General features: G+C 38.7%; 40 protein-coding genes and 1 tRNA gene. All 41 read right to left on the reverse strand.

Annotated elements, in window-relative coordinates:
* Nucleotides 1-7: 7 nt before the first annotated feature.
* Nucleotides 8-1,294, reverse strand: coding sequence for an MATE family efflux transporter (locus HMPREF1135_RS06375; RefSeq protein ID WP_007593303.1), 1,287 nt, complete (start codon nucleotides 1,292-1,294; stop codon nucleotides 8-10).
* 128 nt (nucleotides 1,295-1,422) lie between these two features.
* Nucleotides 1,423-1,959, reverse strand: coding sequence for a bL17 family ribosomal protein (locus HMPREF1135_RS06380; protein ID WP_007593305.1), 537 nt, complete (start codon nucleotides 1,957-1,959; stop codon nucleotides 1,423-1,425).
* Between the two features lie 69 nt (nucleotides 1,960-2,028).
* Nucleotides 2,029-2,982 carry a DNA-directed RNA polymerase subunit alpha gene (locus HMPREF1135_RS06385; protein WP_007593307.1) on the reverse strand — a complete coding sequence of 318 codons (954 nt, stop codon included), beginning with the start codon at nucleotides 2,980-2,982 and terminating at the stop codon, nucleotides 2,029-2,031.
* Between the two features lie 135 nt (nucleotides 2,983-3,117).
* Nucleotides 3,118-3,711 (reverse strand): 30S ribosomal protein S4, encoded by a 594-nt coding sequence (gene rpsD / locus HMPREF1135_RS06390; protein WP_007593312.1) that lies wholly within the window; start codon nucleotides 3,709-3,711, stop codon nucleotides 3,118-3,120.
* A gap of 15 nt (nucleotides 3,712-3,726) precedes the next feature.
* Complete coding sequence (gene rpsK, locus HMPREF1135_RS06395) at nucleotides 3,727-4,125, reverse strand: 30S ribosomal protein S11 (protein WP_007593313.1); 399 nt, start codon at nucleotides 4,123-4,125, stop codon at nucleotides 3,727-3,729.
* A 96-nt stretch (nucleotides 4,126-4,221) separates the two neighbouring features.
* Entirely contained in the window at nucleotides 4,222-4,590 is a 369-nt protein-coding gene (rpsM, locus tag HMPREF1135_RS06400) for a 30S ribosomal protein S13 (protein ID WP_007593315.1), read from the reverse strand.
* Nucleotides 4,591-4,620: 30 nt separating this feature from the next.
* Complete coding sequence (gene rpmJ, locus HMPREF1135_RS06405; RefSeq protein ID WP_003497809.1) at nucleotides 4,621-4,734, reverse strand: 50S ribosomal protein L36; 114 nt, start codon at nucleotides 4,732-4,734, stop codon at nucleotides 4,621-4,623.
* A gap of 79 nt (nucleotides 4,735-4,813) precedes the next feature.
* Nucleotides 4,814-5,032, reverse strand: coding sequence for a translation initiation factor IF-1 (gene infA / locus HMPREF1135_RS06410; RefSeq protein ID WP_007593317.1), 219 nt, complete (start codon nucleotides 5,030-5,032; stop codon nucleotides 4,814-4,816).
* Nucleotides 5,011-5,286 carry a KOW domain-containing RNA-binding protein gene (locus HMPREF1135_RS06415; protein ID WP_007593318.1) on the reverse strand — a complete coding sequence of 92 codons (276 nt, stop codon included), beginning with the start codon at nucleotides 5,284-5,286 and terminating at the stop codon, nucleotides 5,011-5,013. The genes infA and HMPREF1135_RS06415 overlap by 22 nt, the downstream gene beginning before the upstream one ends.
* The gene (map, locus tag HMPREF1135_RS06420; protein ID WP_007593319.1) at nucleotides 5,283-6,041 is read right to left on the reverse strand and encodes a type I methionyl aminopeptidase; all 759 of its coding nucleotides are present in this window, start codon (nucleotides 6,039-6,041) and stop codon (nucleotides 5,283-5,285) included. The genes HMPREF1135_RS06415 and map overlap by 4 nt, the downstream gene beginning before the upstream one ends.
* A gap of 15 nt (nucleotides 6,042-6,056) precedes the next feature.
* On the reverse strand, nucleotides 6,057-6,698 hold the full coding sequence (locus HMPREF1135_RS06425) for an adenylate kinase (protein ID WP_007593320.1): 642 nt from the start codon (nucleotides 6,696-6,698) through the stop codon (nucleotides 6,057-6,059).
* Nucleotides 6,699-6,774: 76 nt separating this feature from the next.
* Entirely contained in the window at nucleotides 6,775-8,091 is a 1,317-nt protein-coding gene (gene secY, locus HMPREF1135_RS06430; RefSeq protein WP_007593321.1) for a preprotein translocase subunit SecY, read from the reverse strand.
* Nucleotides 8,091-8,531 (reverse strand): 50S ribosomal protein L15, encoded by a 441-nt coding sequence (gene rplO / locus HMPREF1135_RS06435; protein ID WP_007593323.1) that lies wholly within the window; start codon nucleotides 8,529-8,531, stop codon nucleotides 8,091-8,093. Before rplO ends, secY begins: the two co-directional genes overlap by 1 nt.
* Before the next feature lie 16 nt (nucleotides 8,532-8,547).
* Nucleotides 8,548-8,727, reverse strand: a complete 180-nt coding sequence (gene rpmD / locus HMPREF1135_RS06440) for a 50S ribosomal protein L30 (protein ID WP_007593325.1) — start codon at nucleotides 8,725-8,727, stop codon at nucleotides 8,548-8,550.
* 12 nt (nucleotides 8,728-8,739) lie between these two features.
* Nucleotides 8,740-9,249, reverse strand: a complete 510-nt coding sequence (gene rpsE, locus HMPREF1135_RS06445) for a 30S ribosomal protein S5 (protein ID WP_007593327.1) — start codon at nucleotides 9,247-9,249, stop codon at nucleotides 8,740-8,742.
* A 17-nt stretch (nucleotides 9,250-9,266) separates the two neighbouring features.
* On the reverse strand, nucleotides 9,267-9,635 hold the full coding sequence (gene rplR / locus HMPREF1135_RS06450; RefSeq protein WP_007593329.1) for a 50S ribosomal protein L18: 369 nt from the start codon (nucleotides 9,633-9,635) through the stop codon (nucleotides 9,267-9,269).
* 15 nt (nucleotides 9,636-9,650) lie between these two features.
* On the reverse strand, nucleotides 9,651-10,193 hold the full coding sequence (gene rplF, locus HMPREF1135_RS06455; RefSeq protein ID WP_007593332.1) for a 50S ribosomal protein L6: 543 nt from the start codon (nucleotides 10,191-10,193) through the stop codon (nucleotides 9,651-9,653).
* A 154-nt stretch (nucleotides 10,194-10,347) separates the two neighbouring features.
* Nucleotides 10,348-10,749, reverse strand: a complete 402-nt coding sequence (rpsH, locus tag HMPREF1135_RS06460) for a 30S ribosomal protein S8 (RefSeq protein ID WP_007593334.1) — start codon at nucleotides 10,747-10,749, stop codon at nucleotides 10,348-10,350.
* Between the two features lie 280 nt (nucleotides 10,750-11,029).
* Complete coding sequence (locus tag HMPREF1135_RS06465) at nucleotides 11,030-11,215, reverse strand: type Z 30S ribosomal protein S14 (protein WP_007593336.1); 186 nt, start codon at nucleotides 11,213-11,215, stop codon at nucleotides 11,030-11,032.
* 17 nt (nucleotides 11,216-11,232) lie between these two features.
* Complete coding sequence (rplE, locus tag HMPREF1135_RS06470) at nucleotides 11,233-11,772, reverse strand: 50S ribosomal protein L5 (protein WP_007593338.1); 540 nt, start codon at nucleotides 11,770-11,772, stop codon at nucleotides 11,233-11,235.
* 17 nt (nucleotides 11,773-11,789) lie between these two features.
* A complete protein-coding gene (gene rplX / locus HMPREF1135_RS06475; RefSeq protein ID WP_007593339.1) occupies nucleotides 11,790-12,095 on the reverse strand; it encodes a 50S ribosomal protein L24 in 306 nt (101 codons plus the stop codon).
* A gap of 11 nt (nucleotides 12,096-12,106) precedes the next feature.
* Entirely contained in the window at nucleotides 12,107-12,475 is a 369-nt protein-coding gene (rplN, locus tag HMPREF1135_RS06480) for a 50S ribosomal protein L14 (protein WP_007593340.1), read from the reverse strand.
* Between the two features lie 24 nt (nucleotides 12,476-12,499).
* On the reverse strand, nucleotides 12,500-12,754 hold the full coding sequence (gene rpsQ, locus HMPREF1135_RS06485; protein ID WP_007593341.1) for a 30S ribosomal protein S17: 255 nt from the start codon (nucleotides 12,752-12,754) through the stop codon (nucleotides 12,500-12,502).
* Nucleotides 12,755-12,772: 18 nt separating this feature from the next.
* Nucleotides 12,773-12,979 (reverse strand): 50S ribosomal protein L29, encoded by a 207-nt coding sequence (rpmC, locus tag HMPREF1135_RS06490; RefSeq protein WP_007593349.1) that lies wholly within the window; start codon nucleotides 12,977-12,979, stop codon nucleotides 12,773-12,775.
* Entirely contained in the window at nucleotides 12,969-13,406 is a 438-nt protein-coding gene (gene rplP / locus HMPREF1135_RS06495; protein ID WP_007593351.1) for a 50S ribosomal protein L16, read from the reverse strand. Before rplP ends, rpmC begins: the two co-directional genes overlap by 11 nt.
* 1 nt (nucleotide 13,407) lies before the next feature.
* Nucleotides 13,408-14,064, reverse strand: a complete 657-nt coding sequence (gene rpsC, locus HMPREF1135_RS06500) for a 30S ribosomal protein S3 (protein WP_007593353.1) — start codon at nucleotides 14,062-14,064, stop codon at nucleotides 13,408-13,410.
* A gap of 14 nt (nucleotides 14,065-14,078) precedes the next feature.
* Nucleotides 14,079-14,465, reverse strand: a complete 387-nt coding sequence (rplV, locus tag HMPREF1135_RS06505) for a 50S ribosomal protein L22 (RefSeq protein ID WP_007593354.1) — start codon at nucleotides 14,463-14,465, stop codon at nucleotides 14,079-14,081.
* A gap of 26 nt (nucleotides 14,466-14,491) precedes the next feature.
* On the reverse strand, nucleotides 14,492-14,770 hold the full coding sequence (gene rpsS / locus HMPREF1135_RS06510) for a 30S ribosomal protein S19 (RefSeq protein ID WP_007593355.1): 279 nt from the start codon (nucleotides 14,768-14,770) through the stop codon (nucleotides 14,492-14,494).
* A gap of 14 nt (nucleotides 14,771-14,784) precedes the next feature.
* Nucleotides 14,785-15,633 (reverse strand): 50S ribosomal protein L2, encoded by an 849-nt coding sequence (gene rplB / locus HMPREF1135_RS06515; RefSeq protein WP_007593357.1) that lies wholly within the window; start codon nucleotides 15,631-15,633, stop codon nucleotides 14,785-14,787.
* Nucleotides 15,634-15,724: 91 nt separating this feature from the next.
* Complete coding sequence (gene rplW / locus HMPREF1135_RS06520) at nucleotides 15,725-16,024, reverse strand: 50S ribosomal protein L23 (protein WP_007593360.1); 300 nt, start codon at nucleotides 16,022-16,024, stop codon at nucleotides 15,725-15,727.
* Nucleotides 16,024-16,644: a 50S ribosomal protein L4 gene (gene rplD / locus HMPREF1135_RS06525; RefSeq protein ID WP_007593364.1), complete on the reverse strand. Its 621-nt coding sequence runs from the start codon at nucleotides 16,642-16,644 to the stop codon at nucleotides 16,024-16,026. Before rplD ends, rplW begins: the two co-directional genes overlap by 1 nt.
* Before the next feature lie 22 nt (nucleotides 16,645-16,666).
* Nucleotides 16,667-17,344 carry a 50S ribosomal protein L3 gene (gene rplC / locus HMPREF1135_RS06530; RefSeq protein WP_007593365.1) on the reverse strand — a complete coding sequence of 226 codons (678 nt, stop codon included), beginning with the start codon at nucleotides 17,342-17,344 and terminating at the stop codon, nucleotides 16,667-16,669.
* A gap of 76 nt (nucleotides 17,345-17,420) precedes the next feature.
* Complete coding sequence (rpsJ, locus tag HMPREF1135_RS06535) at nucleotides 17,421-17,738, reverse strand: 30S ribosomal protein S10 (RefSeq protein WP_007593367.1); 318 nt, start codon at nucleotides 17,736-17,738, stop codon at nucleotides 17,421-17,423.
* Between the two features lie 317 nt (nucleotides 17,739-18,055).
* A complete protein-coding gene (locus HMPREF1135_RS06540; protein WP_007593374.1) occupies nucleotides 18,056-18,604 on the reverse strand; it encodes a folate family ECF transporter S component in 549 nt (182 codons plus the stop codon).
* A 9-nt stretch (nucleotides 18,605-18,613) separates the two neighbouring features.
* On the reverse strand, nucleotides 18,614-19,789 hold the full coding sequence (locus HMPREF1135_RS06545) for an NAD(P)-dependent malic enzyme (RefSeq protein WP_007593376.1): 1,176 nt from the start codon (nucleotides 19,787-19,789) through the stop codon (nucleotides 18,614-18,616).
* Nucleotides 19,790-19,931: 142 nt separating this feature from the next.
* A tRNA-Leu gene (locus HMPREF1135_RS06550) sits at nucleotides 19,932-20,014 on the reverse strand.
* A 57-nt stretch (nucleotides 20,015-20,071) separates the two neighbouring features.
* Nucleotides 20,072-20,833 (reverse strand): class I SAM-dependent methyltransferase, encoded by a 762-nt coding sequence (locus HMPREF1135_RS06555; protein WP_007593377.1) that lies wholly within the window; start codon nucleotides 20,831-20,833, stop codon nucleotides 20,072-20,074.
* A gap of 99 nt (nucleotides 20,834-20,932) precedes the next feature.
* The gene (locus HMPREF1135_RS06560) at nucleotides 20,933-22,264 is read right to left on the reverse strand and encodes an MATE family efflux transporter (RefSeq protein WP_007593378.1); all 1,332 of its coding nucleotides are present in this window, start codon (nucleotides 22,262-22,264) and stop codon (nucleotides 20,933-20,935) included.
* An 85-nt stretch (nucleotides 22,265-22,349) separates the two neighbouring features.
* The gene (locus HMPREF1135_RS06565) at nucleotides 22,350-23,387 is read right to left on the reverse strand and encodes an electron transfer flavoprotein subunit alpha/FixB family protein (RefSeq protein WP_007593380.1); all 1,038 of its coding nucleotides are present in this window, start codon (nucleotides 23,385-23,387) and stop codon (nucleotides 22,350-22,352) included.
* On the reverse strand, nucleotides 23,387-24,199 hold the full coding sequence (locus tag HMPREF1135_RS06570) for an electron transfer flavoprotein subunit beta/FixA family protein (protein ID WP_007593381.1): 813 nt from the start codon (nucleotides 24,197-24,199) through the stop codon (nucleotides 23,387-23,389). The genes HMPREF1135_RS06565 and HMPREF1135_RS06570 overlap by 1 nt, the downstream gene beginning before the upstream one ends.
* An 8-nt stretch (nucleotides 24,200-24,207) precedes the next feature.
* A complete protein-coding gene (gene acrC / locus HMPREF1135_RS06575; protein ID WP_007593382.1) occupies nucleotides 24,208-25,350 on the reverse strand; it encodes an acryloyl-CoA reductase in 1,143 nt (380 codons plus the stop codon).
* Nucleotides 25,351-25,362: the final 12 nt, after the last annotated feature.

A 25,362-nucleotide genomic window follows, 5' to 3' on the forward strand; every position in this document is an offset into this window, starting at 1 on the left:
TTATTTTTTAAAAACTTTTTCTCATCAGTATTAAACATAATATTGCAGTAAACATTTCCGCCACAAAAAATGAGCTCCATACTCCCGTTATTCCGAAAATTCGAGGTAATATAAGTGCAAATACAATTATTGCCACTATACCTCTTGATATTGCTATAAGAGAGGACTCTTTTCCTCTTCCTGTAGCACTGTAAAATCCTGCAGTAATAATATTAAATGCGGCAGGTATAAATCCAATAAAATAAATTCTGATACCCGGAATAGCATAATTTGCCAGTACATCGGAATTTTCATTGTTGAATGCGGCTATAATGTTTGGAGCAAATGCCGTAACCACTGCCACCAAAACTCCCGCTATAATCATACCTGTAAAAAGTGAATATAAGTAAATTTTCTTTAAGTCTTTTTTCTCACCTTTACCGTAAGTTTCACTTGCCACAGGTTGCAATCCTTGTGAGACACCGTTTAACATCGCCACTCCCACCAAGGCGGAATTTGCTATAACTCCATATGCGGCAACCGCTATATTTCCGACAAGTGAGAGCAAAATAAAATTAAATACTATCGTTATTATTCCGTTTGAAATTTCACCTACAAATGCCACCAGACCGAGACTGCATGATAAAATCAATTTTTTTACTGAAGGCAAATTGAAGCAAAAACGCACATTATTCTTTTTTGACAGAAAATGTACCATACAGATACTCATACTTACTATTGGTGATATTCCTGTTGCAAGTGCGGCACCTGCCATACCCATTCCTACAGGGAACATAAGTATGTAATCAAATATTATATTAAAAATTCCGCTTATAAGTGTTGCCGCCATAGCAATCCTCGGTGAGTTGTCATTTCTCACAAAGGCTGTAAATGTAAAGTTCAACATAAAAAACGGTGAGAAGCAAAGAATTATACGTGCATATGTGTGAGTTACATGCACTATAACCTCATCTGCACCGAAAATTCTAAGCACCACATCCGGAACAAAAATACCCAGAATTAAAAATTGTAAACTAAGTAGTAAGGTACAAATAAATGAATTCGAAAAATATTTATCCGCACTGTTTTTATCACCTAGTGACTTTAACAATGTGTACTTTGTTGCGGAGCCTATTCCTATCATGGCTCCTATAGCAAATGTTATTGCAAATATCGGTAAAACAAGATTTAAACCTGTTATGCCGTTTGCCCCTTCCGCCATTGATATAAAAATAGTATCCGCCAATACATAACATGATGTACCTGTTGTAGCAAGGATATTGGGCAGAATATATCCTCTAAGTTTTTTTTTCAATCATAAAAGACTCTCCTGTCGTAGTTATCGAATTATATCATAAATATTCTGTAAGCTCAATCAAAGGGAAGTTTATTACATAAAAAATAGCAGTCATAGACTGCTACTTTTATATATCAAAGATGGTATTATACTAACTCAAGTAAAACTTCCATAGCCGCATCTCCCTTACGAAGACCGATCTTAACTATTCTTGTGTATCCACCCTTACGATCTGCATACTTTGGACCGTACTCATCGAAAAGCTTCTTTGCAATGTCAACAGACTTTGTATTCTTCTTCTTTCCGGCTGCCTTTGCAGGTAACTCTGTTGGAACATATACTACAGCATTGATTTTGCTTCTTGCATGCAGTCTTGAAGGTCTGTCTTTCTTGATTTCCTTCTCTACCTCATCATAAACAGTAACTTTCTTACCGTCTACAACTTCTTTTACTCTCTTGCCGTCAGCATCTTTTCTTGCAACCTTTGCATTTACCTTTACAAGGTCGAAGTTATCCTTCTCCTTAACAGCTAATGCTATAAGCGGCTCAACAATCTTTCTGATCTCTTTTGCTCTAGCTTCTGTAGTTACAATCTTACCATGCTGTAAAAGTGCTGTAACCTGGTTTCTCAATAATGCTTTTCTCTGACTTGATGTCTTTGAAAGTTTTCTATACTTTGCCATTTTTTCTCCTCCATAGGAAACATATATACGCAAACATTGGACTTACTATATATGTCTGTTTATTCTTTTTTATGATTCTTCGCTCTCACGAAGGTGAAGTCCGAGCTCTTCAAGCTTTTGAAGGACTTCCTCTAATGATTTTCTACCCAAATTTCTGACTTTCATCATATCATCTGAAGTACGTGAACACAATTCTTCAACTGTATTGATTCCTGCTCTCTTTAAACAGTTGTAAGATCTAACTGACAGTTCAAGTTCATCTATATTCATCTCCAGAACTTTTTCCTTGTCATCCTCTGCTTTTTCTACCATTACATCTACAGTTTTAGCGTTATCAGACAAATCTATAAACAGATTAAGGTGCTCACTCAAAACTTTGGCAGCTAAACTTACCGCCTCATCAGGTGCCAATGTACCGTTTGTAGTAACATCAAGTGTTAACTTATCAAAGTCTGTCATCTGACCTACACGAGTGTTCTCTACAAGAAGATTTACTCTCTCTACAGGGGTGTAGATAGAATCGATTGCTATCACGCCTATAGGAGTATCCTCTCCTTTATTTTTATCTGAACTTACATAACCTCTACCGTTTGTTATTGTCAATTCCATATAGAACTTGCCTTCTGAAACTGTTGCAATAACCTGGTCTTTGTTAATGATTTCTATACTTGGATCACATTGAATATCTTCTGCAGTGATAACTCCTTCACCGTCAAAATCTATATAAGCAACCTTCGGCTCATCATCGATAGATGTATTCTTGATTGCAAGGCTCTTTACATTCATTATGATCTCTGTCACATCTTCTTTTACTCCCGGTATGGAAGAAAATTCATGCAACACGCCGTCAATCTTAACCTGACTGACCGCCGATCCAGGGAGGGATGAGAGCATGATTCTTCTTAGGGAATTGCCTAAAGTTGTTCCATAACCTCTCTCCAGTGGTTCACATATGAATCTGCCGAACTTCTTATCCTCGGAAATTTCTGCAATCTCTATATTGGGTTTTTCAAAATCAAACACGAATGTCCCTCCTTTTAGATAAACTATATCTATGTCTCAAATATTTGAGACTTGGTTAATACTTCAAGGCTAAAATATTTCTATTATTAGCAAATCAGCTGATACGAAAATAAGTATCAGCTGTTAAGATTCCTATTACTTAGAGTACAACTCAACGATAAGAAGTTCGTCTACAGGAACATCAATTTCTTCTCTTGTAGGGAGGCTCTTTACAGTACCTTTTAAGTTTTCAAGATCTGCATCAATCCAAGCCGGTACAATTCTTCCGGCTGTTGACTCTACAACTTCCTTATATCTTGCAGATGATTTTGCCTTCTCTTTGATCTCTATAACATCTCCTGCCTTAACAAGGTAAGATGGAATATTTACACACTTACCGTTTACAAGAACGTGCTTATGATCAACAATCTGTCTTGTCTCTTTTCTTGTTCTGCCGAATCCCATACGGAAAACAACATTGTCAAGTCTTCTCTCCAAGAGAATCATAAGGTTCTCACCAACCTGACCCTTCATTCTCTCAGCCTTAGCATAGTAGTTTCTGAACGGTTTCTCTAATACACCGTAGATAAACTTTGCTTTCTGCTTTTCTCTAAGCTGCAAACCGTACTCACTGAGCTTACGGCCTGCTCTTTTTGTATCTCTGTTAGACTTTTTATCTATTCCCAGAAAACCCGGCTCAAGGCCAAGTGATCTGCATCTTTTAAGAACGGGAACTCTATTAATTGCCACTTTTAGTACCTCCTATTAGACTCTTCTGCGTTTTGGTGGACGACATCCATTGTGTGGTACCGGAGTTACATCCTTAATACTTGTTACTTCTATTCCACATGCAGCCAACGCACGAATAGCTGCTTCTCTTCCTGAACCGGGTCCCTTTACCATAACATCTACATACTTAAGTCCATGTACTAAAGCTGCTTTTGCAGCAGTTTCTGCAGCCATAGATGCCGCATATGGAGTAGATTTCTTTGAACCTCTAAATCCTAGACCACCGGCACTTGCCCATGATATCGCATTACCCTGGGTATCAGTTAATGTAACAATTGTATTGTTAAATGATGACTGAATATGTGCCTGTCCGCGTTCAACGTTTTTCTTTACGCGCTTCTTTGTCACCTTCTTGGTGGACGCATTCTTTGCCATTAAACTAACCTACCTTTTTAAACTTTACTACGCTCCTGTTTTTAAAACATACAGCGAAAATTACTTTTCGAAAAAATGAACAGATTATATTATCTATTATTTCTTCTTGTTTGCTACTGTCTTTCTTGGACCCTTACGTGTTCTTGCATTTGTCTTAGTCTTCTGTCCGCGAACCGGAAGATTCTTTCTATGACGAATACCACGATAACATCCTATTTCCTGTAATCTCTTGATGTTCATAGCGATCTCTCTTCTAAGATCACCCTCTACCATCTGAGTATCGGAAATAACCTGTGCCAACTCTTTTACTTCATCGTCTGTAAGATCCTTTACTCTTGTATCAGGATTTACATTAGCCTCTTTCAAGATACGTCTTGAACTTGTAAGACCTATACCATAGATATATGTCAAACCAATCTCAATACGCTTTTCTCTTGGTAAATCAACGCCTGCTATACGAGCCATTTACCTACTTCCTCCTTATTCCTATGCAGATCAACCTTGTCTCTGCTTGTGCTTTGGGTTCTCACAAATTACTCTGATGGAACCTTTTCTCTTAATTATTTTGCATTTTTCGCAAATCGGTTTCACTGAAGATCTGACCTTCATTGTAACTCTCCTTTCATCGCTACTAATAAAGACGCCATAGTATTATAGCATTAACTACTATAATATGCAAGGTCTTATTTTATTTATCACGCCAAATGATTCTTCCTTTTGTCAAATCATATGGAGATAATTCGATAGTAACTTTATCACCCGGTAAAATTCTTATATAATTCATTCTAAGTTTACCGCTGATATGTGCCAATACCTGATGCCCGTTCTCAAGCTCTACCTGAAACATAGCATTAGGTAACTTCTCAACAACTGTTCCTTCAATCTCTATAACGTCTGATTTAGACATTTATTCCTCCACTTTTTCAAGAGATATTTTAACTTAACATCGTTAAAGTTATCACCACTGTTCTTAATATCAATAAATTCATCACTTTTTCCAAGCCTGCTGACATGCTTTATGTTCTTTTTCTTAGGCTTGTCAAGAGTCTTTAATCTTCCGTCCGCAACATAGATGAAATCTTTGTCACAGTCTATAACCAGATAATGCTCTCCTCTGTCATGTCCCATTATCGATATTACAATATCACCTGTATTTATCATATTTTCCTTAAAGAAAGGATCTCAGGCTCACCGTCTGTTATCAAAATAGTATTTTCATAATGTGCCGCAAGCGAGTTGTCATCTGTAACAACCGTCCAGTCATCATCAAGCCATACCACTTCATCTCTTCCCGCTGTAATCATAGGTTCTATAGCAAGAGTCATTCCCGGCTGTAGTTTTATTCCGCCTCTTTTCATATCAAAGTTCGGAACTTCAGGATCTTCGTGAAGATGTGTACCTATACCGTGTCCCACAAGATCTCTTACCACACCGTAGCCTCTATCCTTTGCATATGCTCCTATTGCCTTACAGATATCATTCAGGTGATTTCCCGCAATCGCATATTTTATTCCCTCGTAAAAGCACTCTCTTGTGACCTTTACAAGTTCCTTTGCTTTTTCGCTTCCTTCGCCTATTATATGGGTTCTGGCAGCATCTGAATGGTATCCCTTCCAGATAACACCTGCGTCTAGACTCACAACGTCTCCGTCTTTTAAAATTCTTTTCTTTGACGGAATACCATGTACAACTTCTTCATTTACAGACACACATATTGAAGCAGGATAACCGTGATAGTTCAAAAATGAAGGAACACAACCGTATGATCTTATTATCTCATCTCCGATTTTATTCACCTCATATGTACTCATACCTGCATGTAATGCCTTTTCCAATTCTTCATGAGTTTTAGCCAGTATTATTCCGGCCTCTCTCATCAATTGTATTTCTCTGTCAGACTTTATTGTTACTGCCATTTTCATCCTCACAATCTATTCCAAAACTGCAATAATGTCTAAGAATACTTCTTCCATATCCTTTGTTCCGTCTACTGAAGCCAAAATTTTCTCATTATCATAGTAGTCTATCAAAGGCTGTGTCTGATCATGATAAATCTCAAGTCTTTTCTTTACAGTCTCCGGCTTGTCGTCATCCCTGATTACAAGCTCGTTACCACATGTATCACATACATTTTCCGCTTTCGGTGCCGAATATACTATATGATATGTAGCTCCGCAATTTACACATGCTCTTCTACCGCCCATTCTTGTGATAATCGACTCATCCGGAACATCTATATTTACAGCATAATCGATTTTTTCACCAAGCTCCGATAACGCCTTTGTTAAAGACTTTGCCTGAGGTATCGTTCTTGGAAAACCGTCAAGTACAAAACCGTCTTTACAATCATCTTTATGTATTCTGTCTAAAAGCATTCCGATAGTAATATCATCAGGGACCAACTCTCCCTTATCCATATACTCCTTTGCTTTATTTCCAAGCTCGGTTTTTTCTTTTATATTTGCTCTGAATATATCGCCTGTGGATATATGCGGTATATTATACTTTTTTGCAATTCTCTTTGCCTGTGTGCCTTTTCCGGCACCGGGTGCACCTAACATAATAATTTTCATGGCGTATCTCCCCAATTTTCATTAGTAACCACGAAAAACCCCTGAAGAATATCCCCAGTGGTTTTTCGTAAGATGACTAGTCTAATAAGAATCCTCTGTAATTTCTTACAAGCATTTGTGATTCAATTGCTTTTATTGTCTCAAGGACTACACCAACAATGATGATCAGGGATGTTCCGGTAAATGAAAGTCTACTGATATTGAACAATCCTGAAATTATTATAGGTATTATACAAACTATTATAAGTCCTGTTGCACCTATAATGATAATGTAGCTTAAAATCTTTGAGAAGTAATCGCTGGTAGGTTTTCCCGGTCTGATACCCGGTATAAATCCGCCTGATTTCTTCATATTGTTAGCTACCTCAAGTGGGTTAAAAGTAATTGATGTATAAAAATAAGCAAATAAGATAATCAAAATGATATAAACTATAAGTCCGATTGAATACTTCGGTGCTTCAGGCTTAAACCACATTGATGAATTCATATATGTTAATATCTCACCTATTATTGAGCCGTTATTAATTTGCAAGAATTGGCCAATAACTATAGGTGTAGAGAATAATGAAGAAGCAAAAATAACAGGAATAACACCTGCAGTATTTACTTTGAGCGGAATATTGGATGATGTTCCGCCTACACTTCTTCTACCCTGCGTTTTGGATGAATACTGTACAGGAATCCTTCTCTCGGCGTCCTGTAAGATAATGGTGAACACTACCATTGCTACTATAAAAGCTATTATAATAACCGCGGCAACCACCATTCTTGCCACTGTCTGACCCTTTAAGAATCTGACATACAGATTGTTAAAATCTGACGGTAATGAAGCAAGAATATTCAGAAGAAGAACAACAGATATACCGTTTCCTACGCCATTTTCCGTAATTCTCTCTCCCATCCACATCAAAAATGCACTACCTGCTGTCATTGTAACTACAGCTACAACTACACTCTTTATTCCAAAATGAATTAAAAGTCCCTGTCTACCGAATCCTATTGCCATGGCTGAAGACTGTAAGAGGGCTAGTGCGACAGTTAAGTATCTTGTGTACTCTACTATCTTTTTTCTACCGTCTTCACCATCCTGTTGTAATTCCTCAAGTGCAGGAATTGCAATTGTCAAAAGCTGGATTATGATAGAACTTGTAATATATGGAGTAATGCTTAGTGCAAGCACACTCAGACTTTCAAATGAGCCTCCGGTGATTGCATTGAAAAATCCAAATGCGTCACCGGTCTGCTTTGCAAAAAAATCTTTAAAATAAGTTGTATTCACACCCGGTATCGGTAAATTACTGCCGAAGCGAATAATTACCAGCATTATAAATGTGTACAGAAGCTTCTTTCGTACATCCTTTACCTTAAATGCATTTCGGAGTGTTGTGAGCATCAGATCACCTCACAAGTTCCGCCTGCGGCTTCAATCTTAGCTTTTGCGCTTTCACTAACAGCAATATACTTGATATTGAACTTCTTTGTCAATGAACCGTTTCCTAAGAGTTTAACTCCATCTCCAGTTTTTTTGATTATTCCTGCAGCTACTAATGTCTCAGGAGTAACTTCTATACCGTCCTCAAGACGATCAAGAACAGAAATGTTTACAGCTACGATATCCTTAGAGTTACGATTTGTAAATCCTCTCTTTGGAATACGTCTGTATAATGGCATCTGTCCACCTTCGAATCCCGGTCTTGTAGCACCTGAACGAGCTTTCTGACCCTTGTGACCCTTACCGGCAGTCTTACCGTTACCTGAACCATGTCCACGGCCACGTCTGAAATTATCGCTATGCTTTGAGCCTAATGCAGGCTGTAAATTAGATAAATCCATAACTACACCTCCTTCTTTAGACTTCTTCAACTTTTACAAGATGTCTTACATGCCAAATCATGCCTCTTACAGCATCATTATCAGGCATTTCCACTGTCTTGTTTAATTTTCTTAAACCAAGCGCCTCTACAGTTGCTCTCTGTTTTGGGATAGCACCGATAGGGGATTTAACCAATGTAATTTTTAACTTTGCCATATTTTCCTCCTATTATGCTAATATTTCTTCAACTGACTTTCCACGGAGTTTTGCAATCTCCTCAGGAGTCTTAAGTGCTGCTAAACCTGCAAGTGTAGCAAGACATACATTTGTCTTGTTATTTGAACCCAAAGACTTTGAACGGATATTCTTATATCCTGCAAGCTCCAATACCGCACGGGCAGGGCCACCTGCGATGATACCTGTACCTTCAGGTGCTCTCTTTAAAAGAACACTTGCACTTCCGAATTTTCCTGTGTAATCATGTGGTACACTGAAATTCTCATCTATTCTAACTTCAACTAATGACTTAGTTGCAGCTTCTTTACCTTTACGGATAGCCTCAGGTACCTCTCCTGCTTTACCAAGACCGATACCGACATGACCATTACCGTCACCTACAACAACAAGAGCAGAAAACTTCATTGTACGTCCACCCTTTACGGTTTTGGATACACGCTTGATATTTACGACTCTGTCATTTAACTCCAATTTGCTTGGATCGATGATTTGTCTCTTCATGTATGTTTCTCCTCCTATTAGAATTGTAATCCTGCTTCACGGGCAGCTTCTGCCAATGCAGCAACCTTACCTTGATAGATAAATCCGCCTCTATCAAATACAACTTTGTCTATACCCTTCTCAAGTGCTCTCTTTGCAATAAGAGTTCCAACGAATGCTGCAGCATCTACATCATTTGTCTTTGAAAGCTCCGCTCTTGCACTCTTCTCAAGTGTTGAGGCACTAACTACTGTATTTCCCACTGTGTCGTCAATAATCTGAGCGTACATATGGTTGTTACTTCTAAATACAGCAAGACGTGGTCTCTCAGTTGTTCCGCTGAGACGATTACGTAATCTGTAATGCTTCTTAGTTCTAAGATCGCTTTTTGATTTTTTGCTAACCATTTACTTACCCTCCTATTATTTCTTACCGGTCTTACCGACTTTACGTCTGATAACTTCAGTAGAGTATTTGATACCCTTGCCCTTATATGGCTCAGGCTTTCTCTTGCCTCTTATTTCAGCAGCGTACTGACCAACTTTTTCCTTGTCAATACCCTGAATCTTTATGATGTTCTGTCCGTCAAGAACAGATGTGATACCTTCAGGATCTTCCATCTCTACAGGATGTGAATATCCGAGTGAAAGTACAAGCTTGTTTCCTTGCTTTGCTGCTCTGTAACCAACACCGTTTACCTCAAGTACCTTCTCATAGCCTTCGGTTACACCTACTACCATGTTATGTATAAGAGTTCTTGTGAGACCGTGTAATGCCTTATTCTTCTTTAAGTCATTTGGTCTAGTTACTACAATATCATCACCTTCCTGCTTAATAGTCATTTCTACAGGTAATGCTCTCTCAAGTGTACCCTTAGGACCTTTTACAGTCACATGATTATTTTCTGCAATTGTAACAGTTACTCCTGCCGGAATTGCGATAGGCATTCTTCCAATTCGTGACATGCCGTCTTCCTCCTTAAATTTGTCGTGAGCTTTTCGCTCAGGTTTTCAGGTTTATATCATCTAATAGGCAGCCATTAAAGAAATATTTCTTTATGACTACTGCTATTAGAGTTGAAACTTAATTTATATTATTATTATATTCTTTCGTTTGGAATTACCATACGAAAGCAAGCACTTCTCCACCTACGTTAAGCTTTCTTGCTTCTTTGTCTGTGATAACGCCGTTATTTGTTGAAATAATAGCTGTTCCAAGACCACCAAGAACTCTTGGAAGCTCTTCTCTGCTTGCATATATACGTAAGCCCGGCTTTGAAATTCTCTTCAATCCACTTATTATTCTCTCGCTCTTGTTAGCTGTATACTTTAAGAATATTCTGATATCCTTAAAGTTACCATTGTCAACAAGTTCGTACTTCTCTACATAACCTTCTTCTACAAGTATGTTAGCTATTGCTATTTTCATCTTTGAGGAAGGAATATCAACTGAGTCATGTTTTGCAGTATTTGCATTTCTGATTCTGGTAAGCATATCTGCAATTGGATCGCTCATTGTCATGGAATTTTTTCCTCCTGTTTATTTTAAATGTATCTTGTATAACTTCTTTTCTTTGCTTTGATTAAGCCTTTTGATAAATACGTCCACTCGACATTCGCATACATATGTGTGCAAGGTGGGTTCGACTCCACTAGCGCTCAAACTACGTTTTCGCTGAGTGTCGCGAACGACTTTCACACTAAGTTCACACTGCGTGTTCACTAAGTGTTCAATGTCTCGGGACGGGCTTTCACACTAAACTCACGCTTCGCTTTGCTTGCGTTCGTTAAGTGTTCAATGCCTACCAGCTGGCTTTCTTAACTCCCGGGATTTGACCCTTATAAGCCAATTCACGGAAGCAAATTCTACAGATACCATACTTTTTAAGATAAGCATGTGGACGACCGCAGATTTTACATCTGCTGTATTCTCTTGTAGAGAATTTTGCCGGTCTAGCCTGCTTAATCTTCATTGAAGTCTTTGCCATGAAATCTTCCTCCTAAATTATTTGAAAAATGGCATATTGAATAATGTCAAAAGTTCTCTAGCTTCTTCATCTGTGTTTGCTGTAGTAACGAATATAACATCCATACCACGCACTTTATCAATCTTATCATACTCTATCTCAGGGAAGATAAGCTGTTCCTTAACTCCAAGAGCATAATTTCCTCTGCCATCAAATGCATTAGGATTTACACCTCTAAAGTCACGCACTCTAGGAAGAGCAAGATTTATAAGTCTGTCAGCAAACTCATACATCTTTGAACCACGAAGAGTTACCTTACAACCTATAGGCATACCCTCTCTAAGTTTAAAGTTAGCAACTGATTTCTTTGCCTTTGTAACTACCGCCTTTTGTCCGGAGATAATTTCAAGATCTCTAACTGCAGCATCTAATACTTTTGCATTATCTTTTGCTTCACCAACAGCCATGTTGATAACGATCTTATCAAGCTTTGGTACCTGCATAGGATTCTTATAGCCAAACTTCTCAATCATCTTTGCAACGATTTCGTTCTCATATGTTTCCCTTAATCTTGTCATGTTTTCCTCCTTTCCAATTAGTCGATAGCCTTGCCGGTCTTCTTAGCTACACGAACCTTCTTGCCGTCTTTTACTTCAAAACCGACTCTTGTAGCCTTACCGTCAACAACTAACATTACATTTGATATATCAATAGTTCCCTCTGTATTTACGATTCCACCGTTTTGGTTAGCCATACTTGGTTTTGTATGCTTTGTAATCATATTACAGCCTTCAACTACTACTCTGTTCTTCTTAGTATCAACCTTTAATACTTTACCTGTCTTGCCTCTATCTTTTCCAGATATGATCTTAACCATATCGTCTCTTTTGATTTTATGCACGCTAGACCTCCTTATAATACTTCAGGTGCGAGAGATACAATCTTCATGAAATGCTTCTCACGAAGTTCTCTTGCAACCGGTCCAAAGATACGAGTACCTCTTGGAGTCTTGTCATCCTTGATTATAACTGCTGCGTTTTCATCGAATCTGATGTATGAACCGTCTTTACGGCGTGTGCTATTGACTGATCTTACTACAACAGCCTTAACAACATCACCTTTCTTTACAACACCGCCTGGTGTTGCATCTTTAACGGTAGCGACGATTATATCGCCGATATGAGCATATCTTCTAGTTGAACCACCCATAACACGAATTGTAAGCAATTCCTTTGCTCCGGTGTTATCGGCTACCTTCAATCTTGTTTCCTGCTGAATCATGCCGGATACTCCTTCCTACCTAAATTATTTTGCCTTCTCAATTATCTGTACAAGTCTCCATCTCTTATCTTTTGAAAGAGGTCTTGTCTCCATAATCTTTACAGTATCGCCAATGTTACATTCATTCTTTTCATCATGTGCTTTGAACTTAACAGTCTTCTTTACAATCTTGCCATAAAGTGGATGCTTTACATGGTCTTCGATTGCAACAGTGATTGTCTTATCCATCTTATCGCTAACAACCTTGCCGATACGGGTTTTTCTAAGATTTCTCTCCACGGTTTATCTCCTTTATCTTTATGCCAATTTTGCATTCTCAGTGATAACTGTCTGAATTCTGGCAATGTTTCTACGAACTTCCTTAATTCTTGAAGTGTTATCCAACTGGCTGGTTGCATTTTGGAATCTAAGGTTGAAAAGTTCCTTCTTTGCGGAAACCAATTCCTCATTTAACTGTTCTAAGCTTTTTGACTTTAATTCGTTTACATAATTCTTAGTTTTCACTTGCTTCACCGCCTTCCAAATCAGCCTTTGAAACTATCTTACATCTGCAAGGAAGCTTATGCATTGCAAGACGAAGAGCCTCTCTGGCAACCTCTTCAGGTACGCCTGCGATCTCAAATAATACACGACCCGGCTTTACAACAGCTACCCAATATTCTGTAGATCCCTTACCTGAACCCATTCGAGTCTCAGCAGGTTTTGCTGTAACAGGCTTATCAGGGAAAATCTTTATCCAAACTTTACCACCACGCTTGATATAACGAGTCATAGCAACTCTGGCAGCCTCTATCTGGTTTGACTTTATCCAACAAGGATCAAGGGATACTAAACCATACTCACCATAAGTAATCTTATTGCCTCTTAAGGCCTTACCTGCCATAGAACCTCTGAACTGTTTTCTACGCTTTACTCTCTTAGGCATTAACATATTATTTTACGCTCCCTTCCTGTGTTTTTCTCTGAGGAAGCACCTCACCTGTATATATCCAAACCTTAACACCGACTTTACCGTATGTTGTGTTTGCCTCTGCAAAACCGTACTGAATATCAGCTCTTAATGTCTGAAGAGGAATTGTACCCTCTGAATAGAACTCTGTACGAGCCATGTCGGCACCGCCAAGACGTCCTGAACAGCTTGCCTTGATACCAAGTACTCCTGCCTTCATACTTCTTGACATTGTTGACTTCATTGCTCTACGGAATGAAATACGGTTCTCAAGCTGTGACGCAATGCTCTCAGCTACAAGCTGTGCATCTCTATCAGGTCTCTTGATTTCTTTGATATCAATGAATACTTTCTTATCTGTAAACTTTGATACTTCCTTCTTTAATTTCTCAACTTCTGCACCCTGCTTACCGATAACAACACCCGGTCTTGCAGTATGAAGTATTATTCTAACTCTGTCTGAAGCACGCTCGATTTCAATATCTGATACGCTTGCTGAATAAAGCTTGTTCTTTAAGAACTTTCTGATATTGTAGTCTTCTACTAAACAATCAGCGAAATCCTTATCAGCGTACCATCTGGAGCTCCAGTCTTTTATAACACCGACTCTAAGTCCATGTGGATTAACTTTCTGTCCCATTTTCGCGTCTCCTCCTATCTTTCATCTAAGACCACTGTGATATGGCTCATTCTCTTCTCGATACGATAAGCTCTACCCTGTGCTCTTGGCTTAATTCTCTTCATTATAGGGCCGTCACTTGCATAACACTCTGCAATATATAATTTAGAAGGATCTAAATTATTATTGTTCTCAGCATTAGCTACTGCAGACTCTACCAATTTCTTGATAACACTTGACGCATATCTTGGGCTATACATAAGAATACCCAAAGCCTCACCAACATTCTTTCCTCTGATTGCATCAAGCACGAAACATGCTTTCTGAACAGGTACTCTGGCATATGAGAGCTTAGCTGATGGTCTGGTGTCCTTAACTGCATTTCTTTCTCTTTTAATCTGGGATCTATGTCCTTTTGCCATTTAAAAAACCTCCTTTCAACCCTCTCTTATCTTGAAGCTTTCTTATCGTCAGCTTTATGTCCTTTGTAAGTTCTTGTTGCAACGAACTCACCAAGCTTATGTCCTACCATATCCTCGGTAACATATACCGGAACATGCTTTCTTCCATCATGAACAGCAATAGTATGACCTACCATCTGTGGGAAGATTGTTGAACGGCGTGACCATGTCTTGATGACACTCTTGTCGCCGGTCTGATTCATTGCATCAACTTTCTTTAATAAACTTGCATCTGCAAATGGTCCTTTTTTAAGTGAACGTGACATTTATCTTTCCTCCTTTATTTAGTAGCGGCCTTACCATCTCTTCTTCTGATGATCAACTTATTAGACTGTTTCTTCTTATTTCTAGTCTTAAGACCAAGAGCCGGCTTGCCCCAAGGAGTAGATGGACCCGGACGACCGATTCCGGTTTTACCTTCACCACCACCGTGTGGATGGTCATTAGGGTTCATAACAGAACCACGAACTGTAGGTCTTATACCCATGTGACGCTTTCTTCCGGCCTTACCAAGCTTAACAAGTGAATGCTCACCGTTTCCAACAACACCGATAGTAGCTCTACAAATGATTGGAACCATTCTCATCTCACCTGAAGGAAGACGAAGAGTTGCATACTTGCCTTCTTTTGCCATAAGCTGTGCAACATTTCCTGCTGAACGAACAAGCTGTCCGCCCTTTCCCGGATAAAGCTCGATATTGTGAATCTGTGCACCTACAGGAATCTCTGCAAGTGGTAAACAGTTTCCAACTCTTGCCTCTGCACCTGAACCGCTAACGATTGTAGCTCCGACCTGAAGTCCTTCAGGAGCAAGTATATAAGCCTTAGCACCGTCTACATATGCAATAAGTGCAATGTTAGCCGTTCTGTTCGGATCATACTCTATAGCAACAACTTTTGCAGGAACTCCGTCTTTAGAGTTTCTCTTAAAGTCGATGATTCTGTATTTTCTCTTTGCACCGCCACCGCGATGTCTAACTGTTATTTTACCCTGATTGTTTCTTCCTGAGTTCTTCTTAATTGGTGCCAATAATGACTTCTCAGGAGTACTCTTTGTGATTACGCTAAAGTCCAAACCTGTCATGTTTCTTCTTGACGGTGTATATGGACTATATTTCTTTATTCCCATTTTTTTCTCCTTCTTGTGCTACGCACTTTATCACGGCAGGATGCCGTATAATATATCCCGAATCAATTTCGGGAAAGCAACTTTTGTTGCTTTATAAGCCCTGGAACAACTCGATCTCTTTGCTATCCTCTGTAAGCCATACAATAGCCTTCTTAACTTTTGCAGTCTTACCTGTTGTCATTCCTCTTCTTCTTGTCTTTCCATCCTGGTTCATAGTATTTACTTTTGAAACCTTAACGCCGTCAAACATCTTCTCAACCGCTTCTTTGATCATTGTCTTGTTTGAGTCAGGATGTACAAGGAAAGTATATTTCTTATCTGTCATGCCGAGCATGCTCTTCTCTGTAATAACCGGCTTAAGTATTACGTCATAGTATTGAATATTTGCCATTACGCATATACCTCCTCTATAGTCTTAACAGCGTCCTTTGAAGCAACTACTGTATTGTACTTTAAGATATCATATACATTGATAGTCTTAGGTGAAGCAGCCTTAACACCGTAAATATTTCTAACAGAAAGTACAGTGTTCTTCTCATTCTCAGCACATACAACAAGCGCCTTCTTAACATTTAAGTTATTTAAAGTCTGCTGCATTTTCTTTGTCTTAATCTCGCTCATTGCGAAATCATCAACAACGATGAACTTGTTCTCAAGAACTCTGCTTGTAAGAGCACTCTTAAGAGCAATTCTCTTTTCTTTTTTATTTAAGTTGATTGTATAATCTCTTGGAGTAGGTGCGAATACAACACCGCCACCCTTCCACTGAGGTGATCTTGTTGAACCCTGACGTGCATGTCCTGTACCTTTTTGCTTCCAAGGCTTTCTTCCGCCACCACTAACTTCGGAACGGGTCTTTGCCTTTTGTGTTCCCTGACGCTTGTTTGCCAACTGTGCAACAACTGCCATATGAACTAAATGCTCGTTAACATTAACTCCGAACACAGCATCATTTAATTCTATACTACCTACTTCTTTTCCTTCAATATTAAATACTGATATATTAGCCATTTGTGTTCCTCCTTTCTGTTAGTTATTTCTTCTTAACAGTTTCTTTTAATGTTATTAGAGCCTTCTTTGAACCCGGCATTGAACCCTTTACAAGGATAAGGTTCTTATCTGCATCAACTCTTACGATTTCAAGATTCTGTGTAGTTACCTTCTTTGCGCCCATATGTCCAGGCATTCCTTTGCCCTTAAATACATGGCTTGGATCTGAAGATGAACCGTTTGAACCCTGATGACGGTGGAACTTGGAACCGTGACTCATAGGTCCTCTTGACTGTCCATGACGCTTAATAGCACCCTGGAATCCTTTACCCTTTGAGATAGCAGTTGCATCAACCTTATCTCCTGCAGCGAAGATATCTGCTTTGATTTCAGCCTTTGGAGCATACTCTGATGCGTTCTCAAACTTGAACTCTCTGATAAATCTTCCGGCAGCAAAAACTTCTCTCTTCTTATCACCGTTCTCTACAACAGCCTTCTCAACTCCTGCCTTAGCAAGGTGACCTGCCTTAGCCTTATTAACCAACTTTGTACGGATCTGTCCATATGCAACCTGAACTGAATTGTATCCGTCATTTTCCTCTGTCTTAACCTGTGTAACAACACATGGTCCTGCAAGAAGAACTGTTACAGGTATTAACACACCGTTCTCATCGAAAATCTGTGTCATACCGACTTTTCTAGCAAGTATTGCCTTCTTCATTAATATACCTCCTGGTTTATTCTACAGCGGAGCACTCTGTGCTCATCCTAGAGCAGGATTAACGCTATTTAGCGGATTATCTACTCTTCATTTTGATGTCTATGTTCACACCTGCTGGCATTTCCAATCTGGAAAGTGCATCAACAGTCTTCTGTGATGGTGCAATGACATCAATCAGTCTCTTGTGAGTTCTCTGCTCGAACTGCTCACGAGAGTCTTTGTACTTATGTACAGCTCTAAGGATAGTAACCACTTCCTTCTTTGTTGGTAGTGGAACAGGTCCTGAAACAGCTGCTCCTGTCTTCTTTACAGTATCAACAATTCTTGCAGCACAGCTGTCAACTAATTGATGATCATAAGCTTTTAATGTGATTCTCATTACCTGATTTGCCATAAAAAAAGCCGCCTCCTTTTCAATCTTTATAAAAGAAATTGACAAGTGGTGACTGTACACTCTTCCGTGCGTGTCATAGTGACTAACCCACGAAAATACTCAATATGAGATGCTGTTTGTACAGTGACTTGTCGCCAGTTTTTGCAACATGACCTTCGCTCCACATAAAACCCGTAAACGGCAACCTATGCTTCTTAGCTATCAATGTCACAGCCATACTAGGATAGCACAAACAAAAACCGATTGCAAGCACTTTTTTAAAATTATTTTTATTTCACAGCTTTTATAGTATTTTCGTGAGTTATATTTTAATACTTCTAATCGAAGTTTTTTCTTAAGTTATGCTGCTCCATAAACTTTAATATAGCAAATGCCATAAAACTGTTTATAGGAAGTAAAATCATGTTTTTTACCACTCTCATAGGCAAAATAGCAAGGAAGGCTTTTCCGTATAATATATTGAGCCAAAGTGTACCAAGCAATATATTACATAAAAAGCTTACCAAAACTTCAGCTACCAATATCCTTGTTATCGAAACAGGCTTTTTATATAGAAGACTTCCATATATAAGGCCTGCTATGACAGCATTAAATGTAAATCCCGGAAAGAAAGGTCCGGTAGGTTTTATCATATATTTTACAATATCGGTAATTGCACCGAATATACTTCCGACTATCGGTCCGAACAAATATCCTATACTTACGGTAGTCAATGAGGAAAAACCGATTTTCAGGAAATTTCCTATTTGAACGGTAAAAGCACCAAGTATAATTGACAGAGCCACAAACATTGCAACTGTCGTAATTGTCTTTACCTTTTTCAATTCATTATATGAAAATAAAAATATCTCTTTTATATCTTCCATAACTGTATCCTACTTTCTGACAGCACCGCTATCTATAGCAGCTTTTTCTACCGCCTTGGCTACAGCCTGCGCCACCGACTTATCAAGTGCGGAAGGTATAATATTTTCCGCATTAAGATCCTCGGGCTTTATATACTCCGCAATAGCCTTTGCCGCAGCCTTTTTCATATCATAATTAATATCTCTTGCGCCTGCATTAAGTGCCCCTCTGAATATACCCGGGAAAGCAAGTACATTGTTTATCTGATTCGGTCTGTCACTTCTTCCGGTTCCCATTACAGCTACACCGGCTTTTATTGCTTCGTCATATGAAATCTCAGGGTTCGGATTTGCCATGGCAAAGACTATCGGCTTGTCAGCCATTGTCTTTATCATATCCTCGGTAAGGATATTTGCTACAGAAACTCCTATAAAAACATCCGCACCTACAAGAGCATCTGATAAGTTTCCTCTCATATCGTTAAGATTGGTAACTGTACACAGCCACTCCTTATGATCTTTTATACCCTGAGGTCTGGTCTTATACAGTATACCGAACTCATCACAAGCCGTTATATCCTTCACACCCGATTCCAATAGCATTTTTATAATTGCAGTACCGGCGCTTCCCGGTCCGTTCAGCACAACTTTTATTTCAGACATTTCCTTTTTTACAAGTTTGAGAGCATTGATAAGTGCCGCTGTAACAACTATTGCGGTACCATGCTGGTCATCATGAAATACAGGTATCTCAAGTTCTTTCTCAAGTCTTTCTTCTATTTCAAAGCATTTCGGTGATGCAATATCTTCCAAGTTTATTCCACCGAAGCATGGCGCAATATTCTTTACAGTCTTTATTATCTCCTCCGTATCCTTTGTATCTACACATATAGGAAAAGCGTCCACATCACCGAACTCTTTAAAAAGTATAGCCTTACCCTCCATTACAGGCATTGCGGCCTTCGGGCCTATATCTCCAAGTCCGAGCACAGCCGTTCCGTCTGAAACTACCGCCACAAGATTTTTCTTTGCAGTATACTTCCACACATTTTCAGGATCCTTTGCAATCTCTCTACAAGGTTCCGCTACTCCGGGAGTGTATGCAGTACTCAAATCATCTCTGTTATTTATTTTTATTTTACTTACAACAGCAATTTTACCGCCGTTTTCCTCGTGTAATTTTAAAGCTTCTTTACTATAATCCATATTACCACCTTTATAAAAGTCTTATAAAAATTCTTTGATGTATTCTAGCATAAAAAGACTTACTTTTCCATTTAATAGGAAGATTTTTAATGTAAAATATTTTTGCATTAAAAAAACTGCATGAATTCCTCATACAGTTTAATGCCGGTGGCGAGACTCGAACTCGCACACCCTTTCGAATAACAGATTTTGAGTCTGTCGCGTCTGCCATTCCGCCACACCGGCTCATTACTTGACAATATTAGCATATGAGCGCAATATTTGCAAGTAATTTTTTATTGTTTACTCTTTTCTTCCTGCAAAACAGATATACCCAAGTTCCCTTTTATTATCCATCATAAAAGAGCGCATTCTCTGAAAATATTCTTTATTAAATTCCTGTAATCCTGTTTTTATAATACTTAATGCCTCGAATATTCCCTCATCTTTCATCATTCCCGGAATACTCATAAGTGTCATAGGGCCTGTTTTACTTTCCACTTTAAATCCGACCCTTTCAAAGCAGGATTCCCAACCATCGCTCAAAAGAGGTTCAACATTTACATTTATAGCTCTGCTAAGTCCTATTCGAAGCTCCTTCGCCCTTTCATTATTATTATCTGTAATTAAAACCACATCCTGAGTTACTACCATACCACCCGGTTTTAATACCCTATAATACTCTCTTAAAGCTTTTTCCTTTTGATCTCCCAAAAGCATTGTAAGCATCGCTTCATTAATTACCACATCAAAGCTCTCATCTTCAAAAGGCAGATCAAATGCATTTCCATATATGGCTTTTACTTTGTTCTCCAATCCATTATCTTTTATTTTCTTATCAGCCTTTTCAATTGCCTTCTCATCAAGATCCACCCCCACAATATCACATCCATATTTTTTTGCTATATGAACTAAAGTAGTCCCCATATTGCAGGCAACCTCAAGAACTTTTGAGTCCTCCTTAATATCAGCCTTTTCAAGCAGCCAGTTAGTTGCCTCTATTCCTCCCGGTCTAAGCCTTGTCTTACCAATTCTTGCCAGGAATTCATGTCCTTTTTCCGCCATAATAATCCTCCTGTATATAAAACTATAGCTAATTTAGTTAGGTTTCACTAACCAAATTATAACATATTGTTTTCTAAATATACAGGAAATTAATCATATTTATGTATTTTTATATAGTACAAAGCTGAATACAACACAAATCAACTCAGTTACCAAAAAAGCGCTCCATATTCCCTTCAAACCGAAAGTCTTTGATCCGATAAACATTACCGGAATCAATACCAAAAGCTGTCTGCAAAGATTTATTAATATGCTTTTCCCCACATTCTTTGTGGACTGCATATATGATGCAATCATTGTGGTAATTCCAACAAATACATAGCTTAAACTCATTACTCTGATACCGAAAATTCCAAACTCAAGAACTTCATCAGGAGTATTGAAAGTCATCAATATGTTTTTTGTAAATACCCAGAGCAGTACTATACTTATTGATGTAAGTATTATTGCCACAATTGTTCCTATCCTTAAGCTCTCCTTCAACCTGTCTTCTCTCGCCGCTCCGTAATTATAACTCATTACAGGTATACATCCCTGTATAAGTCCGTTCAGTGTCATTATAACCATCTGCTGTATCTTAAAATACGCTCCAAAAAAGGCTATAGCAAGCTCAGAGTATTGTTTTAAGAAAAGATTGGTATTATATACCATAGCGGCTCCAAGCACATTCATAATAAAAGACGGAAATCCCACCACGAATATATCTCTTACATGTTTTAAATGTATTCTGAAATATTTTAAACCAAGCTCGACCTTTTGTTTTTGGAATATAAGCACCAAAAATGCAAGTATTGTAGACACAGTATATCCCATAACAGTGGCAATCGCCGCACCTCTTACTCCCATCGGTTTAAATCCGAAATATCCGAAGATAAGTATCGGATCGAATATCAAATTTGTTAAAACACCTGCTATCTGGAAGCACATGGGAGCCAGCATATTTCCTGCTCCCTGTAATACTTTTTGTATACAAATATGTACTGCGCATGGAATTGCCATAAATACACATATATCCATATATGCCATTGCCAAATCAACAGTTTCCGGATCACTTGTAAATGAAAGTATAAATCCCTTAATAATATTCATTGTTATGAAAGTTACCAGGCTACTAACTACAAATGATACTACAATACCGTTTGCCACTATAGTATTTGCTTTTTCCTCCTCTTTTTCACCCAAATACTTTGCTACAAGCACACTTACTCCTACTCCAATCCAAATAGCTATAGCAATATAAAGTGTAGTAATAGGGAAAATTATTGATACAGCGCTTAATGATTTCTCGCTGACACATGATACAAATATACAATCCAAAAGATTGTAAGAGTATTGCATGCACATAGAAATAAGAGGCGGTATGGACATCTTTAAAATTAGAGATTTTATCGGTTCCACCTCCATTTTATTTTTCACACGTACTTCTTCCATATCTCCTCCTTAATTTTTCAAACCTTAAATAAACAAAATCAGGGGCAGCATCAGCCACCCCATATTCAAAATTACCAACAATCGACTATAATGTAAACTCTCCCGATTCTATACTTGAAACAAGAGCCGGTATGATTTCTTTTAAATCGCCTACAATGCCATAATCACAAATATCAAATATAGGTGCATTTTTATCTGTGTTTATTGCAACAATATACTTTGACTCACTCATTCCTGCCAAATGCTGTATAGCTCCCGATATACCGCAAGCAATATATAAATCAGGTCTGACAGTCGTTCCTGTCTGTCCAACCTGGTGAGATGAGTCTATCCATCCTGCATCAACACAGGCACGTGATGAACCGACTTCACCTCCCAAAGCTTTAGCCAGACTTTCAATCAAAGCAAAACCGTCCTTATTTTTGATACCTCTTCCTCCGGATACTATAATCTTGGCATCTGTCAGATTTACCCTTTCTTTGTCATGCTCAACTGTTCCTAACAGTTTTGTTCTTATATCCTCTCCTTTAAGTTCAGGAACAATTTTTTCGAAAATTGCACCCGACTTGCCTGTTTTCTTGGCTCTTGCCATTACCCCGGGTCTGACTGTAGCCATTTGAGGTCTGTTTTTAGGACATATAATAGTCGCCATAATATTTCCGCCAAAAGCCGGTCTTGTCATAAGAAGCTTCTTATCTTCTGCATCTACCTCGAGTCCGGTACAATCTGCAGTAAGTCCTGTTCCAAGTCTTGCAGCAAGTCTCGGTCCTATGTCCCTGCCGATTGAAGTTGCCCCTACTAAGAGCACTTCAGGTTTTCTTTTCTTTACTTCTTTTGATAATACTTCAACAAAACCCAATGTTGAAAAGTCTTTTAAAAGCTCATGTTCTACATAGTATACTGTATCAACATCATACTCCATAAGCTCCTTTGCGGCCTCTTCGATGTTATATCCGGGTACAATAACTGCAAGTTGCTTTCCAAGCTCATTTGCAAGTTTTCTACCCTCACCCATAAGTTCCAATGTTATAGGTAATATCTTACCGTTTACAGATTCCGCAAGTACCCATACATCTTTATAGTCATTAAGATTAATGTCTTGATTTACCTTTGCTCTTTCCACTACTTGGCACCTCCGGACTGTATCAATTTATTTTCGTATAGTTTTGTTAAAAGAAGTTTAGCCTTTTCCATAGCTGTATTTCCTTCTATAAACTCACTATGTTTTTCTTTAACAGGTACAAACGAGCGGTGTACATTTGTAGGTGAACCCTTAATACCTATCTGTGTTTCATCTACATTTAAATCATCAAAGGTCAACACCTCTACCAACTCCTCATCGCTCTCATAAGCCTTGAAGATTCCCTTTACACTTGGATATCTCACAGTGTTAAGTTCCTTAATAGCTGTAATAAGAGCAGGAAGTTTAACTTCAAATTCATAGTCCTTTGATTCACAATATCTCTTAACTGTTACCGCACCGTCTTTTAGTTTCAGCTCTTTGGCATATGTCACCTGTGGAATATTAAGGAATTCCGCTATTTCAGGTCCAACCTGTGCAGTATCACCGTCTATAGCCTGTCTACCGCATATTATAAGGTCATAACCTCCGATTTTTTCTATAGCAGCCGCCAATATAGTTGCTGTAGCCCAAGTATCGGATCCGCCGAATTTTCTGTCACTTATAAGATAAGCGCTGTCCGCACCCATAGCCAAAGCTTCAAGCAAAGCCTCTTTTGCCTGCATAGGTCCCATACTTAGTACAACGACCTGCGCACCTTTTTCGTCCTTTAACCTTAATGCCGCTTCAAGGGCATTTTTATCATCAGGATTTATTATGCTCTCCACTCCGTCTCTGATAAGTGTTTTTGTCTCAGGGTTAATCTTGACCTCACTTGTATTTGGCACCTGCTTTATACATACAATGATTTTCATAATACCCCCTATTTCAGCACTTCTCTGGCTATAACAACCTTGTGAATCTCTGAAGTACCTTCGTATATTTCTGTTATTTTTGCATCACGATACATTCTTTCTAATGGGTAGTCTCTCATATATCCATATCCTCCATGTATCTGTAACGCCTTATCTGTTACTTCAACGGCTACCTTTGATGCATTAAACTTTGCAATAGCAGCCTCTTTTGTATACGGCATACCGCTTACTTTAAGGCTTGCCGCTCTATATGTCATCCATCTTGCACACTCAACCTTTGTAGCCATTTCCGCCAGATACCACTGTAATCCCTGCAATGAAGAAATCGGTCTGCCAAATTGTACTCTTTCCTTTGTGTACTTTACGCTTTCATCCAATGCACCTGCCGCAATTCCAACAGCCTGTGCCGCAATTCCTATTCTTGCACCGTCAAGTGCAGTCATCGCAATCTTAAAGCCCTTTCCAAGAGGACCGATAAGATTATCTTTAGGAACTCTGCAATTATCAAATATGAGTTCTGCCGTTTCAGATCCGTGCAGTCCCATCTTATCTTCAATCTTACCTATTGAAAATCCCGGAGTTCCACGCTCCACAAGTATACAGCTAAGCCCCTTGGTCTTTAATTCAGGTGATGTAAGAGCAAATACCAATACATACTTTGCCAATCCTCCGCCTGTTATAAAGCATTTTGTACCGTTTAGAACATACTCTTGTGTACTCTCATCAAATATTGCAGTTGTTCTTGCACTTCCCGCATCAGATCCGGCATTCGGCTCGGTGAGGGCAAATGCCCCCAACTCACCACCTGCACATACTACAGGTAAATACTTTTGTTTTTGTTCTTCAGTACCGAACTTTTCCAGTACGGAAGCAAATATAGTATGTATTGAAAGTGTTGCAGCGGTAGAACCGCAATGTTTTGCTATCTCTTCCACAGCAATTATCTTTTCGATATCGCTGCCTCCGCTTCCTCCATATTTTTCTTCAGTTCCTATACCGGTTAATCCCATCTTGGTCATCTCCAAAAATAAATCTTTTGGAAATTTTCCGCTTCTGTCTATTTCTTCAGCTCTTGGTTTTACCACATTTTCACTGAAGTCGGCTACAGTTTTTTTCAGCATCAACTGTGCTTTGGAAAAATTAAAATCCATTTCTTTTCCTCC

The sequence above is a fragment of the Lachnoanaerobaculum sp. OBRC5-5 genome, from assembly GCF_000296385.1.
Classification (GTDB): Bacteria; Bacillota; Clostridia; order Lachnospirales; family Lachnospiraceae; genus Lachnoanaerobaculum.

Coding starts and splice junctions, on each gene's coding strand:
- rpsJ (WP_007593367.1), bottom strand. CDS start 17,738: ATGGCAAATCAGGTAATGAGAATCACATTAAAAGCTTATGATCATCAA.
- rplR (WP_007593329.1), bottom strand. CDS start 9,635: ATGGTTAGCAAAAAATCAAAAAGCGATCTTAGAACTAAGAAGCATTAC.
- HMPREF1135_RS06545 (WP_007593376.1), bottom strand. CDS start 19,789: ATGGATTATAGTAAAGAAGCTTTAAAATTACACGAGGAAAACGGCGGT.
- HMPREF1135_RS06540 (WP_007593374.1), bottom strand. CDS start 18,604: ATGGAAGATATAAAAGAGATATTTTTATTTTCATATAATGAATTGAAA.
- rpmD (WP_007593325.1), bottom strand. CDS start 8,727: ATGGCAAAGTTAAAAATTACATTGGTTAAATCCCCTATCGGTGCTATC.
- infA (WP_007593317.1), bottom strand. CDS start 5,032: ATGTCTAAATCAGACGTTATAGAGATTGAAGGAACAGTTGTTGAGAAG.
- HMPREF1135_RS06570 (WP_007593381.1), bottom strand. CDS start 24,199: ATGAAAATCATTGTATGTATAAAGCAGGTGCCAAATACAAGTGAGGTC.
- HMPREF1135_RS06465 (WP_007593336.1), bottom strand. CDS start 11,215: ATGGCAAAGACTTCAATGAAGATTAAGCAGGCTAGACCGGCAAAATTC.
- rpmJ (WP_003497809.1), bottom strand. CDS start 4,734: ATGAAGGTCAGATCTTCAGTGAAACCGATTTGCGAAAAATGCAAAATA.
- rpsH (WP_007593334.1), bottom strand. CDS start 10,749: ATGACAATGAGCGATCCAATTGCAGATATGCTTACCAGAATCAGAAAT.
- HMPREF1135_RS06555 (WP_007593377.1), bottom strand. CDS start 20,833: ATGGCGGAAAAAGGACATGAATTCCTGGCAAGAATTGGTAAGACAAGG.
- rpsS (WP_007593355.1), bottom strand. CDS start 14,770: ATGTCACGTTCACTTAAAAAAGGACCATTTGCAGATGCAAGTTTATTA.
- HMPREF1135_RS06560 (WP_007593378.1), bottom strand. CDS start 22,264: ATGGAAGAAGTACGTGTGAAAAATAAAATGGAGGTGGAACCGATAAAA.
- rplB (WP_007593357.1), bottom strand. CDS start 15,633: ATGGGAATAAAGAAATATAGTCCATATACACCGTCAAGAAGAAACATG.
- map (WP_007593319.1), bottom strand. CDS start 6,041: ATGGCAGTAACAATAAAGTCTGACAGAGAAATACAATTGATGAGAGAG.
- acrC (WP_007593382.1), bottom strand. CDS start 25,350: ATGGATTTTAATTTTTCCAAAGCACAGTTGATGCTGAAAAAAACTGTA.
- rpsK (WP_007593313.1), bottom strand. CDS start 4,125: ATGGCAAAGAATGCGTCCACCAAGAAGGTGACAAAGAAGCGCGTAAAG.
- HMPREF1135_RS06425 (WP_007593320.1), bottom strand. CDS start 6,698: ATGAAAATTATTATGTTAGGTGCACCCGGTGCCGGAAAAGGCACACAG.
- rplP (WP_007593351.1), bottom strand. CDS start 13,406: ATGTTAATGCCTAAGAGAGTAAAGCGTAGAAAACAGTTCAGAGGTTCT.
- HMPREF1135_RS06380 (WP_007593305.1), bottom strand. CDS start 1,959: ATGGCAAAGTATAGAAAACTTTCAAAGACATCAAGTCAGAGAAAAGCA.
- rplD (WP_007593364.1), bottom strand. CDS start 16,644: ATGGCTAATATATCAGTATTTAATATTGAAGGAAAAGAAGTAGGTAGT.
- rpsM (WP_007593315.1), bottom strand. CDS start 4,590: ATGGCTCGTATAGCAGGCGTTGATTTACCAAGAGAAAAGCGTATTGAG.
- rplF (WP_007593332.1), bottom strand. CDS start 10,193: ATGTCACGAATTGGAAGAATGCCTATCGCAATTCCGGCAGGAGTAACT.
- rplV (WP_007593354.1), bottom strand. CDS start 14,465: ATGGCAAAAGGACATAGATCCCAGATTAAAAGAGAAAGAAATGCAGTT.
- rplO (WP_007593323.1), bottom strand. CDS start 8,531: ATGGATTTATCTAATTTACAGCCTGCATTAGGCTCAAAGCATAGCGAT.
- rpsC (WP_007593353.1), bottom strand. CDS start 14,064: ATGGGACAGAAAGTTAATCCACATGGACTTAGAGTCGGTGTTATAAAA.
- secY (WP_007593321.1), bottom strand. CDS start 8,091: ATGCTCACAACACTCCGAAATGCATTTAAGGTAAAGGATGTACGAAAG.
- rplE (WP_007593338.1), bottom strand. CDS start 11,772: ATGACAAGATTAAGGGAAACATATGAGAACGAAATCGTTGCAAAGATG.
- rplW (WP_007593360.1), bottom strand. CDS start 16,024: ATGGCAAATATTCAATACTATGACGTAATACTTAAGCCGGTTATTACA.
- rpsE (WP_007593327.1), bottom strand. CDS start 9,249: ATGAAGAGACAAATCATCGATCCAAGCAAATTGGAGTTAAATGACAGA.
- rplC (WP_007593365.1), bottom strand. CDS start 17,344: ATGAAGAAGGCAATACTTGCTAGAAAAGTCGGTATGACACAGATTTTC.
- rplN (WP_007593340.1), bottom strand. CDS start 12,475: ATGATTCAGCAGGAAACAAGATTGAAGGTAGCCGATAACACCGGAGCA.
- HMPREF1135_RS06415 (WP_007593318.1), bottom strand. CDS start 5,286: ATGATAAATACAGGTGATATTGTAATATCGATAATGGGACATGACAGA.